The organism is Micromonospora sp. IBHARD003 (genome assembly GCF_056106285.1).
Genome location: NZ_JBWBBX010000001.1, coordinates 6,634,654 through 6,649,615, shown reverse-complemented (window position 1 = coordinate 6,649,615; position 14,962 = coordinate 6,634,654). Strand labels below are relative to the sequence as shown.

Here is a 14,962-nt window from a genome sequence, read left to right as displayed (position 1 = left end):
GCCGGTCGTCCGTGTTCGCCGGTTCTCCGCGTTCCCCGCGTGCTCCGGTTCCGTGTTCCTCGCCCTCCCCCGCATTCCTTCCCAGCCCTCCCAGCCGGAATATCCGCTGCCGACCGTAGCGGCGATTCGACGAAAGCCGCCACGCCTGTGGATAACGCACCCCTCTGACACATTCCGATCGGCGATCCGGTCAACAAAAGACAGAACGGAAAGCAATTATCGAGCGATTCGTATCCCGCTTCGACATCGCCGCTACCGGCGCCCCAAACGAGCACTCACATCCCAGGTGTCGCTCGACGCCGTCCCTCGTCAGGGGCCCGGTCCGCCTCACCACCCTGGATACCGCAGGGCCGTCCGACCAATTCCGCAATACGACTGGTTACCCCCTGCCGATCGATGGCATATTTCAGAACCGGCCCAGGCCCGACGGGGGGAGCACCATGGGGTTGCCGGAACATGTGGGCGGATTTTCGAAGCGTATTCGGATACGGGGCGGCGCAGCCTCCCCCGTATCCGGGAGGTCGCGGTCGCCCGGGACATCGGAGATGTCAGGGAAGCGATGCGCCGCCGGGCCCACCCATCACGAACCCGAACGCCTCGTGGCCGAGTTACGCGAGCTCGCGGACCACCCGCACTGCGCCGTGCACGCCGGCGCGCTGCGCCGACTCGCGGACGCGGTGGAGGCGGACGACAAGGACGAACTGCGTCTGTGGGCCGGTGGCCGGCTGGCCGCCGCCTACTGCGCACCGGACGCCCTGACGGCCGCGCCCGCCGCTCCTGACGGCCGGGCGCGACGGCTGCTCTCCGCTCTGCCCTCGGTGCTCGTCTTCGCCCCGCTCCTCGTCACGTGGGCCGGGCTCGGCGCCGCCGCCTACGCGTACCAGCGGATGAGCCAGTCCACCACAGGTCAGGACGGCACCACGGGATCCTCCGCGTCCTCCGCGTCCTTCCTCACCCTCTGGCAGCGCGGCTTCGACGGACATCTGTGGCCCTTCCTGCACTTCGACATGATGGTCGTCTACACCGTCGTCGCACTGCTGGCCCTCATGGGGACGACCGTCCGGGCCCGGCTCAGGGAGACCGCGGACGAGACCCAGCGCCGACTGCTCGTGCCCCGTCTGTCAGGGGCCCTCGCCCAGGTCGAGGCGCTCGCCGAGCGCGCCGCGCACGCCTCTCCCGCCCGCTTCGCCGAAGAACTCCGCGGCGCGGCCTCGGGGTTGCGGGAGCTGCTGACCCGGGCGGCCGACGTCCAGGAAAGCGCCCGCACCCTTCTGACGGAGGCCGGCACCGCGGCACAGCAGCACCTCGCGGCGGCCCGGGCACTCGAGTCGGCCGTGGCCGAACTGCTGACGGGCACGGCGGACGTTCGGGAGTCCGTACGCACCGCCACGCAGGCGGCCGGAGAAGTGGCGAGCGGCACCCGGCAGTTGACCGACGAACTGGCGAGGTCGGGCTCGGCCCTGGCCGAAGGCCTCGACCGGGCGGGGCGGCTCACGGCGGACCGCATCGGCGGTGCCGGACAAGCGACGGCAGACCGTATCGACAGGGCCGCGCTCGACGCACGCCAGCGCGAGACGGCATCGGCCGAACGCGCGGGGGCCTGGATGAGCCGGGCGGTGGAGGAAGTGACCGGGTCCCTCACCGCCGTACGGGCGTCGGCCGCCGAGTCCACCCAGGTCCTGACGGCGACGCTGAACGGCCTCGACCACACGCTCGCGGCGTTCCCCGCCGCCATCGAGGACGCGGCGAGAGAAGGCGCCGAACGCATCGGCACCGCCTACGATCTCGCGGTCACGGCGCTGGCCGTCTCCCTGCGCGACGAGGTGCGCTCGGTCACGGCCGAACTGTCCGCCCGCATCGCCGAGTCGGGCACGGCGGGCCTCGCCGCGCAGGACTCCCTGGCCGGGGCGCAGGATCTGCTGACGAAATCCGCCGACCGGCTGGCGGACGCCGTCGAGCGGCTGCATACGGCCCTGCGGTCACTCCCGAACGGCCCGGACAACCCGGGTATCCCGAGTACCCCGGACACCCGGGCGCCACAGTCGCCGCCCGGGCCGCACTCCGCGGCGCCACGGTCCGTACCGCACCCCCAGCAAGCCCACCCGCCGCAGGACCGGCCTGGGCCACTTCCGCACCAAGGCTCCCGGGGCTCCGGACACGGGCCGTCCCGCCCCGGAGCCACCGATGGCTCCCGCATCCCGCAGCCGGTCGCCGAGGGGGACCGATGAAGAGGAGCGGCATGCCGGCGACACGGCTGGCCGGATGGCTCTTCGCCGATCTGCTGCTGGTCATGGTGGTCGTGGTGCTCGGCGGCGAGACGACGCAGGGATCCGCCCAGCAGGTCCGTCCGAAGGAAGCGGGCATCCGCACCGCGCCGTCCGTGTCCGTCTCCTCGTCTCCGGCCCCGAGCAGCCGGACGCCCGCGCCGCCGGCCGAAGGGCTCGATCCGCACACCGAGTCGATCACCGTACGCACCGATCCGGACGGTCTCATCGCCGGCTCGTCGAAGGCCGTCGCGAGCCTGCGGACCCAAGTCCGCGCCAGGACACAGCAGTTCCGGGGCCGGCGTGCGGCGTTCGTAATGGTCTTCGGCAATGCCGGCCGACTGCCGGGCGGTGCCGTCGACACCGGAACCAGCACCGCGTACGCCACGTCCGTCGCGAAGCAGCTGCCGCAGGCGGCGCCGAGCTTCTTCCCGCCCTACGACGAGAAGATCATCCGCGGCTACCACAACACCGATCCCGGCGTCCCGTCCGGCACCGCGGAGATCGAGCTGTTCTTCCTGCTCGGCTGAACAGCGGCCGTGTCCCGGACCGGCAACCCGTGTCGTCCGCCCGTCACCACCCGGGGCTTCGCCACCGACCCCCGTCGACCGACCTTCCACCGCCCGGGCCGTCGTCACCGGAACCGCACCGGCACCAGCACCGGGACCACCAGCTCCCCTCGCCGCCCACACCTTGACGACCACCAGCCCCCGCACCACCGACCCGAACGACCGTGTTCCGACCGCTTACGCACTCACCGCGGAGTCGCCGTGTCCCACACATCCGCCTCAGCAGCCACAGACCCCGCCGGGGCCTCTCCCACCGCACTCGCCGATCTGCGGCAGTACGCCCAGGAGGCCCAGGCCATGCTCCAGGAGCAGGAGATACCCGACACCCCGGAGTGCCACATCGCCAGGGAACGGGTCAGGGAGGCAGCCCAGGAGCTGCTGGACCGGGCCGTGTCCCCGGTGACGATCGGCGTCGTCGGGGAGTACAGCGTCGGCAAGTCCCTGCTGCTCGGCACCCTTCTGGGCTGTCCCGATCTGCTGCCCGCCGAGGAGCGCCCCACCACTGGCAACATCACCGTGCTCGCGCTGACGGCGGGCGAGCCCGGCAGCCCCACCCGGGCCGCCGAGTACACCGAGATCCGCTATCTGACCGAAGCGCAGCTCAGCCGCTGCGTCCAGGACATCCTCTCCAGCCTGATCACCAGACTGGACAAGAGACACCCTGAGCTGGGTGCGGGCAGCGCCCTCGGCGGCTACGACCCGGTGACCGACGCCCGTGGCTGGGCTCCGTTCGACAGCTGGTACCCCTGTCTGTGGCCGGCCCAGCCGGGCGGGGGCGCCCGTCCGGTTCCCCCGGAGATCATCGACGACACCCACCGCGACACCGTGGTCGAACTGTGCCGGATCAGGGACGCGTTGCTGAGCCAGCAGGGAGAGCTGAGCGTCCTCGGCCAGAGCGTCACCGTCCGGCGGAAGGTCGTCGACAAGGCGCTGAAACTGCCGGTGGAGAACGTCACCCCCGCCACCGCGCCCAAGCTGTCCGTCAACCCCTTCAACCGGGACGGCATCCGCAAGGAGGACGGCGATGCGCTCAGCCGCAGCTTCCCGCTGATCGAGCGGGTGATCCAGGAGGTCACGGTCTCCCCCGACCACTGGGCCCTCGGTGGTCTGCCCGCCGAACACCAGGTGCGGTTCCTGGACTTTCCCGGAATCGGCGCGGCGGGCTCCTACGGCCGTGACAAGTCACTGAGCCGGCGCGCGCTCGTCGACGTGCACACGATCCTCCTGGTCATCCTCTCCGCCCGGCCGCAGTCCAAGGGGGCCTCCGAGTTCTGGGACATGCTCCTGGAGGACGGCCGTACCCCCGAAGCACTCGGCCAGGCCGCACTCGTCGCCGCCAATGTCTTCGACCGCACTCACCTTCCGTCCCTCACGGCTCCGCCGGACGCCGAACTGCCCCTCGCCCAGCTGCTGCGTCAGGCCGACGAGCTGAACGGCATCCACGTCTACGGCAGCAAGTTCGTCCGGGGGCGCCAGGACGGCATCGTGGTGACATCGCCGATCCCCGCGATCCGCCGCTACGAGCTGTCGTACACCCATCTCCCGGAGCACACCCGCGACCGCGTGCGGGCCGCCATCGGCAAGCTGCCGCCGCCCGGCGAGCGGCCGTGGGAGCCGATCGCGGCGCGCCTGGGGGCCACCGAGCCCGCCAACGTCTGGACGCCGCGGTTGCGGGCGTACGACGAGGACGGCGGAATCGCCCGTCTGCGAGCGCTGGTCGAGGACCACGTACGCAAGAACGGCGTGGCCCAGAAACTCGAGCGGGCCGAGCGCTCCCGCCGGAAACTGGACGCGGCGCTGATCGCGCTCCAGCGCCAGGTGCACCGCTCCGCCGCCGGCGAGAACGCCGCCTACCGCGAGATCACGGAGATGTTCGCCGAGCTGCGCTTTCTGCTGGACAAGCGGGTCCGCCCCGCCCTGCACGCGCTGCGCAGCCGCGGCGTGTCCGCCGGGGACCGGGCCGGGGCGAGGCCGTACTACGACGAAGGGGAGCAGGGAACGCCGGCCGGGCCGCCGAGCCTGACGTCGACCGCCGCGGCGGTGCACCGGGACGTCTTCCAGTGGACGCAGTGGCACCAGCTGCTGGAGCGCGCCGACCGTGACCAGAAGCATCTGGTCACCAAGAGCAGCCCGCCGGACGAGGATTCGAGCGTCCCCTTCGACGTCTACCCCGGCTTCGACGAGGCGGACACGGACGGAGCGGACGACGGCTTCGGCGACGGTGATCCCGCGGAGGACTCCTCCGGCGTCTTCGTGGAGAACTTCCGGCACACGGTCCAGGAGTGGAGCGGGAACGGCAACGACCGGCTCCGGGAGTGGTGCCAGGACTGGGCGGCCCACTGGCAGCAGGAGTTCGCCGCGCTCCGTGAGTGGTTCGGCGAACCGGACACCCGGGCCCTGCTCGCCGAGCTCTATACCCGCCGGCGGGGCGGAACGGCCAAGGCCCGCCGTCAGCTGGGGCAGTTGTGGACGTGCCTCGACCCCGAGAAGACGATCGGCAAGATCATGCCGAGGCTCGAATACCGGGCGTGGGACAGGGCGGAACTGGAACGCCGCTTCCCCGCCCGGCCCGGCCACGCCCTGGCCTGGCACCACCTGATGCGGGACCTCGAGGAGCACATCGAGGAGCGGGAACGGCATCCGATGCGGGTGGTGGAACTGCGCCAGCACACGGCGGATGCCGCGGCCCGCACCGTCACGGACCATCTGGACGAGCTGCTCCAGCAGGTCACCCGGCAGCTCATCCCGGTGTACGACCAGGCGTCGGCCGCCCTCCTCACGGAGAACGACGTCGTGCCGCCCCGCAAGGACCCGCCGGGCGACGGCCCCTTCGGGAGCCCCGGCGGCGACCGGCCGGGCGGCTCACCGGGAGACGGCGGCGACCGCGGCGCCGCCGGCCCCGGTCAGGGGGGTGACGACCTCGGCGCAGGCCGTGGCGAGGAGTACCGCGAGTACGTCGAGCAGCCGATCGACCGCCTCATCAGGACTTGGAGCGTCGACTGACCATGAGCAGCGAACTGGAGATCTCCTTCCGCGTCCCGGACGGTACGGCGACCGGCAACCCCGGCATGCCCCATCCGGGCGTCGTCGCACTGGGCCGCCGTCACTTCCGCGTCTTCGCCGGCCGTGACGGATTCGCCCTTCCCGAGGTGCTGGTGGAGCGCGAGCCCGGCACGTTCGGCTATGTCACCGTCCATCTGCCGCCCCGTGTCGAGGTGCGCGCCGAACCCGGGGAGCCCCTGCCGGCGGGGCTGGTCCAGGCCCTGGAGAGCGTCTGGGTCCCCCAGGACTACACCATCGTCAGCGTGGACGGGCTGCGGGTCCTGTCCACGGACGCGAGGCTGCCGGTGAGCCTGGTGCACGGAGACCCCCGTACGGCGCTCACGGGTCCCGCGTACACCGGGAAGCCGCTGCGGGTCGATGTGCACTGGTCCCTGGACTTCACGGGACCGGCGGGCAATCACACCGCATCCGGCAGTGTGACCGTGGAGTTCGCCGGTCCCGGCGAGCAGCCGCCGCCGGCGTCGGCGACGACGGCGGGATTCCCCGGATTCGCCGCCGCGGACGACGGCGAGTATCTGGCCCTGAGGCCGCCGCAGCCGGCGAGTGGCCACTTCCAGCAGTTCGTCGTCGTCGACCTGGGGTCCACGGCATCCACCGCGACGCTGTGGGACCTGAGCAGCATCACCCACCGGCTGGTCGACCCCGATCAGTCGGCGGCACTCGCCGGGCTGCTGGCCGAGCTGCTGGAACCGCCCGCCGACGCACCCGCCGACTGGCGCAAGGCGGTCGAGCAGATCCTGGCCGGCCGTCTGGTGCTGGGCCGCCGCGGCGGGCAGCGGATCACCGGCCGGGAGGCCCTGGCACGGCTCAACGACGCCGATGTGGTGGACGCCCTCATGGTGAAGGTGGAGCAGTGCCTGCACCAGGACAACCGTCCGGCGCTGCGGGACTGGCTGGTGTCGCGTCTGTACGACGGTTACGCGCGCGTGATGAGCACACCGGCGCTCGACCGCCACAAGCTGCTGCCCGTCGACTACGAAGCGCTCAGTGGGAAGCGCACGTACGCCCCGGCCAGCGCGCTGGTCGAACTTCCGTGGCCGGACGGGAAGATGACGGGTGAGCCCCCGCTGCCGCAGGACCGGCGCTTCAAACTGTCCTGGGACGGGGCCGAAGGCGCCGTCACCGGAGTCAAGCGGGCGCTGCTGGAGCATCCGCCGCGTTCCGTGGCCGGCACCGACATGAGTGCCGTCCACCTCGCCCAGCACATGTATCTGCGCCTCGTGGAGCGGGCGGAGGAACTGAGCCGCCGCCCGGCCGATGTGTCGGAGCCACGGCTGCGCACGGCCGTGGTCACCTACCCGACGAGCATCCTGCCGGAGACCAAGCTCCGGCTGGAGACCCTGGTACGCACCGGTCTCGGCATCCCGCAGGTGGTGATGGACTACGACGAGGGGCTGGCCGCCAGCCTGTTCTTCGTGATGCGCGAACTGTCCGACAACCAGAACCTGGGCCTGGAAGCGCTGCGTTCGCGCTCGCGGCACGTCGGCGACGATCCGCCGACCTGGCATCGGATCCTGCTGGCCATCGACATCGGCGGGGGCACGACGGACATCGCGCTGCTGCGGCTGGCCCTGGTGGACCAGACCCCTGAGCTGACGGAGGAGCAGGAGTTCGTCTCGGGCCGTGACTACCGGCTCGAACCCCAGCTGCTGGGCTCCACCGGGCACGGTCAGCTGGGCGGGGACCTGCTGACCCTCCAGGTCTTCTACTGGATCAAGGCGTGTTTCGTCGACCAGCTCCGCCCCGGCACCCCCGGTGCGGGATCCGGTGCCGACGCCGGTCCCGGTACGGACGGCGGTACGGGGGCAGGTGCCGGTACGAACGGTTCGGCCGCGACGCGCAGTCTCTCGACCCGTATCGCCGACCAGGCCTCCGAGATGCTCGGCACCGTCGTCGCGCCCGACGTCCACCGCATGCTCGACGAGTACCTGCCGACGCGCTGGGACGAAGTGCACGACGAAGACGAGCGCGTACAGCGAAAGCATCGCTTCCAGCTGCTGTGGCACCTGGCCGAGCAGCAGAAGCGGGCGCTGGGCAGCGGCGAGACCGGCGGCGAGGACGGGACCGGAGGGGCGGTGGTCGCCGGGACCGTGCGCACCGACCAGGTCCAGGCCGTACTCGACGCCTGCCGGCACGGGCTCGGCCCCGCGAAGGAGGTCGGGCTCGACCCGGGCGACTTCCGGAAGCTGCTGCAGCCGGTGCTGAGCCGGGCCGCGGAGATGGGCAGCGATCTCGTACGGACGGTCTTCACACGGATCCACGAGGAGAACGCCAAGCGCATCGCCAAGGGGCTGGATCCGCATCCCGCCCCGGCGCTCGACCAGGTGGTGCTCTCCGGCCGCAGCAGCGCACTGGAGCAGGTCCGGGAGAGCGTCGTCGACGTCCTCACCAAAGCCGGCACGGACGCACAGATCCCGCTGGGATGGAACCCCACCGCGCTCTCGGTGGAACGGGGCTTCATCGCCAAGCAGGCCACCTCGCTCGGCGCGGCATGGGCCCATTCCACGCATGCCCTCGCCGGTGTCCTCGGCGGACGGCGCGGCCGGCTGCGGGCCACGGACGCGGCCATCCGCCTGAGCGATCTCGACATCAGGACGCAGGGGCTGTTCTCCGCACTGCCCAGCGACTTCGGTCCGGTGACCGGCGAGGCGCGGGTGCTGCCGGTACTACGGGCCGGAACCCCGTTCATCGAGCTCGACCCACGGGGAACCAAGGGCGTACGCACCGGCTGGCAGCCGCTGAGCGATCTGATCCTGCTGTACCGGGCGGTCTCGTCCAAGGACTCGATCCAGTGGGGCAGCTTCAATCTGTTCCTGGCGGCCGACGCCGAGTCGATGAAGGAGCCGCTGGGCGAGGTCTGGCGGCGGATGGACGGCAGCGGGGTCAACTACCAGCTGGAGATGGACCACCGGCTCTTCGCTTCCGTTCTGCTCTGCAACGGCACACCGCATCTGCTGGTCAACGGACCGGGTCTGGCACTGGACGACGCGGCTGCGGGCCTCACCTTCAACGCCCCGCTCGGCCAGTGGACGCTGCCCGGCAGCATCTGTGTGTCGCTGGGCGCGCCGGAGGCGGGGCCGCCCGATCTGATCGAGGTGTTCCCGTCACCGCAGGCCGTCCCTCCCGGGACCGGTCAGAGCGCGGGCGGGCTGTACCTCGCCGACCTCTTCCACGAGACCACCGACTCCGAGGAACCACCGGTGCCCGGACGGGTCGAGGTCATCGCGCCTTCCCCGGTCCGGGGCCACTACCACTTCTATCTGCGGCGCGACGGGACGGGCGAAGCCGAGTTCCTGGGCCGGCTCACCGCCCCTGGCCAGGGTGAGCACTCGGCGACGCTGGACGCCCACGGCCGGCTGCGTGTGCACCGGGGCGCCGTCCCCTATCTGCCCGCGGAGACACTGCGCGAGGTCGAGCAGCGGCCCGGCCGGGTGCTGCACCGGCCGATGAACCGCGGTGTCAGCAACTTCAACAAGCACTGGGACCCGACGAACGGGAGCCACTGATGGCCGCAGTCAAAGGCGCCGCCGAGGAGTGGGACACGTTCGCGGCGCTCGTGAGCCGTTTCCTGGGGGCCGGCCACTCGGAGTGCCGCGCCACCGTGCTGACGGCCCTGGGCCGGTGCCTGGAGACGCTGCACGAGGTCAAGGGGTCCGAAGTGCCGTATGTCGACGACCCCGACGAGACGGTCGGCATGCTGCGCAGTGCCGCCATCGCGCTCGACTTCGCGATCCGGGAGGCCAGACGGGCTCCGTCCGGCGGCGGCTCCGAGGAGGTCGGCGGGGCGGAACACCCGGAGCGGGCATCGCGGAGGCCGACGTCCGGCGAGACCGGTACGGAGAGGGAGGGCCAGGACGACGCGGCGGCGGGGACGGGTACTCCTGACGGGGCCGTGACGGAGGCCGTGACAGAAGATGCGTCCCGGGACGAGGAGTTGGCCACCGGGGCCGGTGACGAGGCGGGGGCCGGGAACGGCAGCGAGGCCGGTGACGAGGCCGAGGCCGGGAGCGGCACCGAGGCCGGTGACGGTGCGGAGGCCGGGAGCGGAAGCGAGGCCGGGGCGGAATCGCCACCGCCATCGCCATCGGCACCGGGGGAAGTTGATTCCGGGACCGGCGCCCGGCCCCCCACCGCGAACGGCACCGACACCGCGAACGGCGTCATCACACCCGAGACGACGACCGGCGCCGCACCCCCCGGCGGAGGGTCCGCTCCGCCCGGCACCGCTCAACCCGTCGACCGGACGACCCGGTTCGTCACCCGCTTGACCGAGCTGGGCGACGAACTGCACCGGACCCACGGCACATACGTCGGCACCTGGCGGCGCCGTCCGGCCGGCTCCGCTGCCGGCCGGGACACCGCCCGCGCCGCCTGGGAGTCCCTGCATCTGGCCCTGCTGCGCCTGCCCGAGAAGGAGGCCGCTGTCTGGCGGGAGCGGTTGGCCGGAGCGACGCACTTCTACGCCGGCGCCTCCGGACCGGTCGCTTCCGACGGCCACCGGGCCGGGCACATCGTGCCGGAGCTCGACGGGCTGCACGAAGGGGTGCTCGTCACGCTCGTCCTGGCGACCGACCCGGACGTGAGGCAGGCGGCCGCCGCGGCCCGCGACGGGATCCGCGAGGCCCTCGGCATCGTCGACGCCTGGTCCTGCGACGCCGACGATCCGAGGCTGCACTGGGCCGCCCGTGCCGAGCAGGCACTGCGCCTGGTGGAGTGCGACCGGGAACTGCGGGCCGTCCTGAACCCGGACGCGTTCCCCACACTGCTGAACGAGAAGAACAGGCACGCCTACCAGCCCACACTGATGATCGGCCTGAAGACCGTCGCCCATGCGCTGAGCGGCCGGGACAGCTGGACCGCCAAGGCCCGGCTGAGGTCCGCGCTGACCGTGGACCTCCTCCTGGGCGGACTGCACCATGAGCCGGCGGCCGCGCCCGAGAGCTGGTGGTGGCGGTGGCGCGGGGAGGTGTCGGGCATCCTGGCCCCCCTCGCCCGCGAGGTGGGCCATGTACCGGTCTTCGAGGACATCCGTTCCTGGCACAGTTCCGATCTCGACCAGTACACCCGCAACGGCGTCGGCGGGGACGGCCGCCGCGACTCGGCCCAGCTGGTGCAGTGGGTACTCCAGACTCCGCTGCGCCGGCGCACGGGCCGGGGGACCGAGTTCCGCGGCAGGGTGGTCCAGCGGCCCGAACCCCCGCGCTCCGGTGGGCTGTGACATGACGGATCCGACATGGAGCGCGTATGGGGCGGGGGCCGAGGCGCGGGGCGGCCCGTGGTGGGTGCGGGCGAGCGCCCTGCTGGCCGCGTCCGGGGTGGGCCGTGCCGCCGGATTGTCCCCGCAGCTCGCGGCCGATGTGGCGCTGCTCGGCGACCTGTCCGGGCCGCACGGGTCGGCGCGGACCCGCAGGCCGGAGCGGAGCGGTGGCGCGGGGCGTGTTCCGCTCAGGGTCGTGGTCCCCCGCACCGGCTGGGGGCCGGGCCTCGTGCCGTTGCTGACCGGGCTGCGCATCGCCGACCCTCCCTTCGCCACCGACCTGCTCCCCGTCTGCGTCGTGCAGAGCGCATCGGACTGCCCCGAACTACGGCTGTCCTGCGGCCAGTCGGCAGCGGCCGACCGACTTGTGCGTCTGCTGAGTGCCCGCTGTCACCCGGATGTGGTGCTTCCCGCCGCGCCCCGGACAGCGGCCTGGCTCCGCGGCCGGATCTCCGGGACCGTCGACGGGCCCCTGTTCCCGGCCGGTTGCGCGGGCGCCGAAACGGTGGCCCGCACCTGGCGCCGCTGCCAGGACCTGACCACGGCCGGCACCCTGTCGGCGGGTCTGGACGAGGCCGTGGCGTCGCTGGCTTCCGCTCCCCTTGCGGTGATACGCACCGCGTTCCCCACAAGTGCGCTGCCCTGGCCTGTGCCGGGTCCTGACGGCGGTCTGCGCGTCGAAATCGTCGACCTCCCCGTCCGGCGACCGGACGGTGCCGGGCCCCGAACCGGGCGCGCTCTGCGCAGGACGGCCCTCGATGTACTGCACGCCGCCCATCTGGTGCTGGCCGTGGTCCCCGCGGACGAACTCGGCGGGGAGGCGGAGCCCTCTGCGGCCACGGTGCTGCTCGGACGGCTGCTCGGACGGGTCCGGCGGGCGCCGCACGCACCGCCGGTGGTGCTGGTCGCCGCCGTCCGGGGTCTGCGCGGCACCCGGGGTATGGCCGCACTGGGTCGCTGGCTGCAGGGGCGCGGAAGGCGGGCTCTCGGGCCCGGGGCCGAAGGTCTGCCGGTGTACGCCGTGGCCCCGGCGGAGGCCGGACGGGCGGCCCGGCTGATGGATCCGGCGGCAAGACGGCCCGCGTATGCGGTGCGGCAGGCCGAGGCGGAGTGGGAGGCGTCGGGTCTGGTGGCGCTCGCGGAGACCGTGCTGCGTCCGCTCGTCGACGAGGCGGAGCGCAGCGTTCCGGAGCTGACGGCCGCCCGGTTGCGGGCCGCCTGCCGGGACATCCGGCTCGGCTGCCACGACATGACGGCACGTCATACACCGTCGTCCTCATCACCGTTTCCCTCACCGTCGCCGCATCCGGCTCCGGAGTCGACGCCGGAGTCGGCGCCGGAATCGCCAGTGGAATCACCGCCGGAGCCGGTCCCCGCGCCCCTTCCCGGACACGGCGCACAGGAGCTCTGGGACCGGCTCGAGGCATTCGCCGCCACCGCGCTCGCGGAACGGACCGTACGGAGGCTGGCCGCCAAGGGGGGTCCGCCGCATGGAGGTTGAGTCAGTGCTTCTCGTCACCTTGCTCGTCCTGCTCGTGATGTCACTCGCCCTGTGCGGCCGGCTCGCTCTCAAGGCCCGCCACCGGGCACCCGGCCCGCTCCCTCCCGCCCCACCGTCACCCCAGGCGCTGCACACGACTGGACTCGCAGCAGAACAAGAGCGGATGCGACGGGCCTACGAAACGCAGTTCCATGTGCTCCGTGGCGAACGGGACCAGGCGCTCGCGGACAACCGCGCGCTGCACGCCAGGCTCGCCGGAGCCGAAGCGGGTGCGCAGGCCCGGTTCGCCGAGGTGGAGGCCGGGATACGGGCCCGTGTCGAGGCCGGGATCGCGGCGCAGGTGGAGGCGCGGCTCTCCGCGGCGGTGGAGACGAGGCTGCAGGCCGAACTCGCCGCGCGGCTCGCCCGGACCGCCGCGGGGAGCGCGGACGACCCGGCCGCCCCCGGCCCACCGGGGGAACCACCGCACACCGCGGCCGTACCCCGCCGGTTGCCGCTGGGCAGGGACGCCGGAGCCGACAGCACCGTCGACGGCGCGGACCTCGGCCCGCTGGTCGTCCGTGCGGCTTCCGTGCGGGGCGAGCGGCAGCGCGAGGACGGTGAGCACCGCCGGGACTCGGTGCTGCTGGGGCTGGTGGAGGAGATCCCCTCCCCCACGCTGCTCAGTGTCGTCGCGGCGGGTGCCCCCCGCGGGCTGTGGTCGCGATCGGCCGCCGAGCGGACCTGCCGCAGCCTCGCCGCACAGCTCGGCCACTACGGCGAGCGGCTCGGCGCGGAGTTGTACCGTCCGACGCACGACGGCGCTCCGGCGGTGGACGACGACGGCGAGCTCGGTGCCCTCCTGCGGACGGCGGTGCAGGGGGTGGCTCACTCCGTCCGTCTGGTGGCACGGGCCGAAGTCGCCGGCGCGGCCCCGGTCGCCGGCAGCGACGGTGCGGCCGGCCGGGGCCGCGGGCGACGGGGCGGTCGACGTGGCGTTCGCCGGACTGCTGACCCAGCTGGGCGATCACCCGGGGCGGCGGCATACGGCCTTCGGCGTCGGTGACTGCTCCGTCCTGCGATGGAGGGACGGGCTCTGGGGCCAGGTGTTCACCGGCGCGCGTGGGGCACGTCTGCCGTCGGCGGCGTCCGAGCTGCGTTGGGCCCGGTTCGAGACCGGACCGGGGGATCTGCTGGCGGTGTGCAGTGCGCCCATGGCCGAGTTGCTGCTGCGCGAGGAACTCGGTGAGTGGTTCGCGCAGCGCTGGGCTGGCCGGAAGCCCTTCCTGACTGCCTTCTTCTCCGATGTGAACGTGCCGGTGCGCTGCCCGGGCGGCGACCGGTCCGCGGTCGCCCTGTGGGACTTCGGCGAGGCACGCCGGGTCCCGGAGCGGACCTGAGGCTCCGGTCCGCCACGGCGGGCCCGGCCTGCGGTGGCGGGGGCCCTGATTGTGTTGAAAGGTGTGAGGGAGGTGGATACCCGTGCGGGGATGCGCAGAGTGAGGTGAGCGGCCTTGACGACCACAGCGCGTGGGCTTCAGGGCACGCCCTGCTGGGTGAGTCTGAGCACGCAGGACATCCGCGCCGCGCAGGACTTCTACGGGGCCGTCTTCGGCTGGGAATTCAAGCCCGGTGTCCGCGGCCCGGGCTCGTACGCCCTCGCGCTGGCGGACGGTCTGCCGGTCGCGGGGCTGGTGGAGTCCGCTCAGGCCATGGGCGTGAAGCTGCCGGTCGTCTGGACGGCGTACCTCGCGGCCGACAGCGCGGACGCCGTGGCCTCACGCATCCGGGAGCGCGGCGGCACGGTGGCGGTGGGTCCCATCGCCTTCGGCAGGGGGCGGATGGCCTGGGCCGCCGACCCCCAGGACGCGATGTTCTGCATCTGGGAGGGGCCGGTCGACGAGGGCTGGCACGCCGGACGCCGGACGAGCGCCGTCGCCTGGCTGGAGCTGCGCACCAGGGACCCGTTCGCCTCGGCGCTGTTCTACGGCGAGGTGTTCGAATGGGACAGCAGAGCACCCGACCGCATCGATGTGCGGTACGAGCACGACCGGGTGATGCTCCTTGCCGACGGGCATCCGGTCGCCGGGATATTCGGCGGCGGCGTCGCGGAGTCGCAGGATCCGGTCGTCCGTCCGCGCTGGCACGTGCATTTCTGCCGGCCCGATGTCGACGCCGTGGTGGAGCGGGCGACGGCCGCGGGCGGCACGGTGGTCTCGGCTCCCGAGGAAACGCCGCTCGGCAGGGTGGCGACGCTGCGGGACCCTGAGGACGGGCTGTTCCATCTCACGTCCGGGGAACGGGCGCCAGAGGAGTCCCCGGGCTGAGG

General features: G+C 72.7%; 9 protein-coding genes. All 9 read left to right on the top strand.

What is annotated here, in order from left to right:
- The first annotated feature begins 599 nt into the window (after window positions 1-599).
- The 9 genes from ACTWOL_RS29235 (at window position 600) to ACTWOL_RS29195 (ending at window position 14,960) form a co-directional block, all read left to right on the top strand.
- Window positions 600-2,228, top strand: coding sequence for a proline-rich domain-containing protein (locus tag ACTWOL_RS29235; RefSeq protein ID WP_474299816.1), 1,629 nt, complete (start codon window positions 600-602; stop codon window positions 2,226-2,228).
- A gap of 11 nt (window positions 2,229-2,239) precedes the next feature.
- Entirely contained in the window at window positions 2,240-2,794 is a 555-nt protein-coding gene (locus tag ACTWOL_RS29230) for a hypothetical protein (protein ID WP_474299815.1), read from the top strand.
- A gap of 240 nt (window positions 2,795-3,034) precedes the next feature.
- The gene (locus ACTWOL_RS29225) at window positions 3,035-5,836 is read left to right on the top strand and encodes a hypothetical protein (RefSeq protein ID WP_474299814.1); all 2,802 of its coding nucleotides are present in this window, start codon (window positions 3,035-3,037) and stop codon (window positions 5,834-5,836) included.
- A gap of 2 nt (window positions 5,837-5,838) precedes the next feature.
- A complete protein-coding gene (locus ACTWOL_RS29220; RefSeq protein WP_474299813.1) occupies window positions 5,839-9,402 on the top strand; it encodes a hypothetical protein in 3,564 nt (1,187 codons plus the stop codon).
- Window positions 9,402-11,114, top strand: a complete 1,713-nt coding sequence (locus ACTWOL_RS29215) for a hypothetical protein (protein WP_474299812.1) — start codon at window positions 9,402-9,404, stop codon at window positions 11,112-11,114. Before ACTWOL_RS29220 ends, ACTWOL_RS29215 begins: the two co-directional genes overlap by 1 nt.
- 1 nt (window position 11,115) lies before the next feature.
- Window positions 11,116-12,654 (top strand): hypothetical protein, encoded by a 1,539-nt coding sequence (locus tag ACTWOL_RS29210; RefSeq protein ID WP_474299811.1) that lies wholly within the window; start codon window positions 11,116-11,118, stop codon window positions 12,652-12,654.
- Window positions 12,644-13,699, top strand: coding sequence for a hypothetical protein (locus ACTWOL_RS29205; RefSeq protein WP_474299810.1), 1,056 nt, complete (start codon window positions 12,644-12,646; stop codon window positions 13,697-13,699). The genes ACTWOL_RS29210 and ACTWOL_RS29205 overlap by 11 nt, the downstream gene beginning before the upstream one ends.
- Window positions 13,626-14,033 carry a hypothetical protein gene (locus ACTWOL_RS29200; RefSeq protein WP_474299809.1) on the top strand — a complete coding sequence of 136 codons (408 nt, stop codon included), beginning with the start codon at window positions 13,626-13,628 and terminating at the stop codon, window positions 14,031-14,033. Before ACTWOL_RS29205 ends, ACTWOL_RS29200 begins: the two co-directional genes overlap by 74 nt.
- A 156-nt stretch (window positions 14,034-14,189) precedes the next feature.
- Window positions 14,190-14,960 (top strand): VOC family protein, encoded by a 771-nt coding sequence (locus ACTWOL_RS29195; protein ID WP_474299808.1) that lies wholly within the window; start codon window positions 14,190-14,192, stop codon window positions 14,958-14,960.
- Window positions 14,961-14,962 lie beyond the last annotated feature (2 nt).

Excerpts from the sequence above, each read along its gene's own strand:
- ACTWOL_RS29230 (WP_474299815.1), top strand. The coding sequence starts at position 2,240 with ATGCCGGCGACACGGCTGGCCGGATGGCTCTTCGCCGATCTGCTGCTG.
- ACTWOL_RS29220 (WP_474299813.1), top strand. The coding sequence starts at position 5,839 with ATGAGCAGCGAACTGGAGATCTCCTTCCGCGTCCCGGACGGTACGGCG.
- ACTWOL_RS29215 (WP_474299812.1), top strand. The coding sequence starts at position 9,402 with ATGGCCGCAGTCAAAGGCGCCGCCGAGGAGTGGGACACGTTCGCGGCG.
- ACTWOL_RS29210 (WP_474299811.1), top strand. The coding sequence starts at position 11,116 with ATGACGGATCCGACATGGAGCGCGTATGGGGCGGGGGCCGAGGCGCGG.
- ACTWOL_RS29205 (WP_474299810.1), top strand. The coding sequence starts at position 12,644 with ATGGAGGTTGAGTCAGTGCTTCTCGTCACCTTGCTCGTCCTGCTCGTG.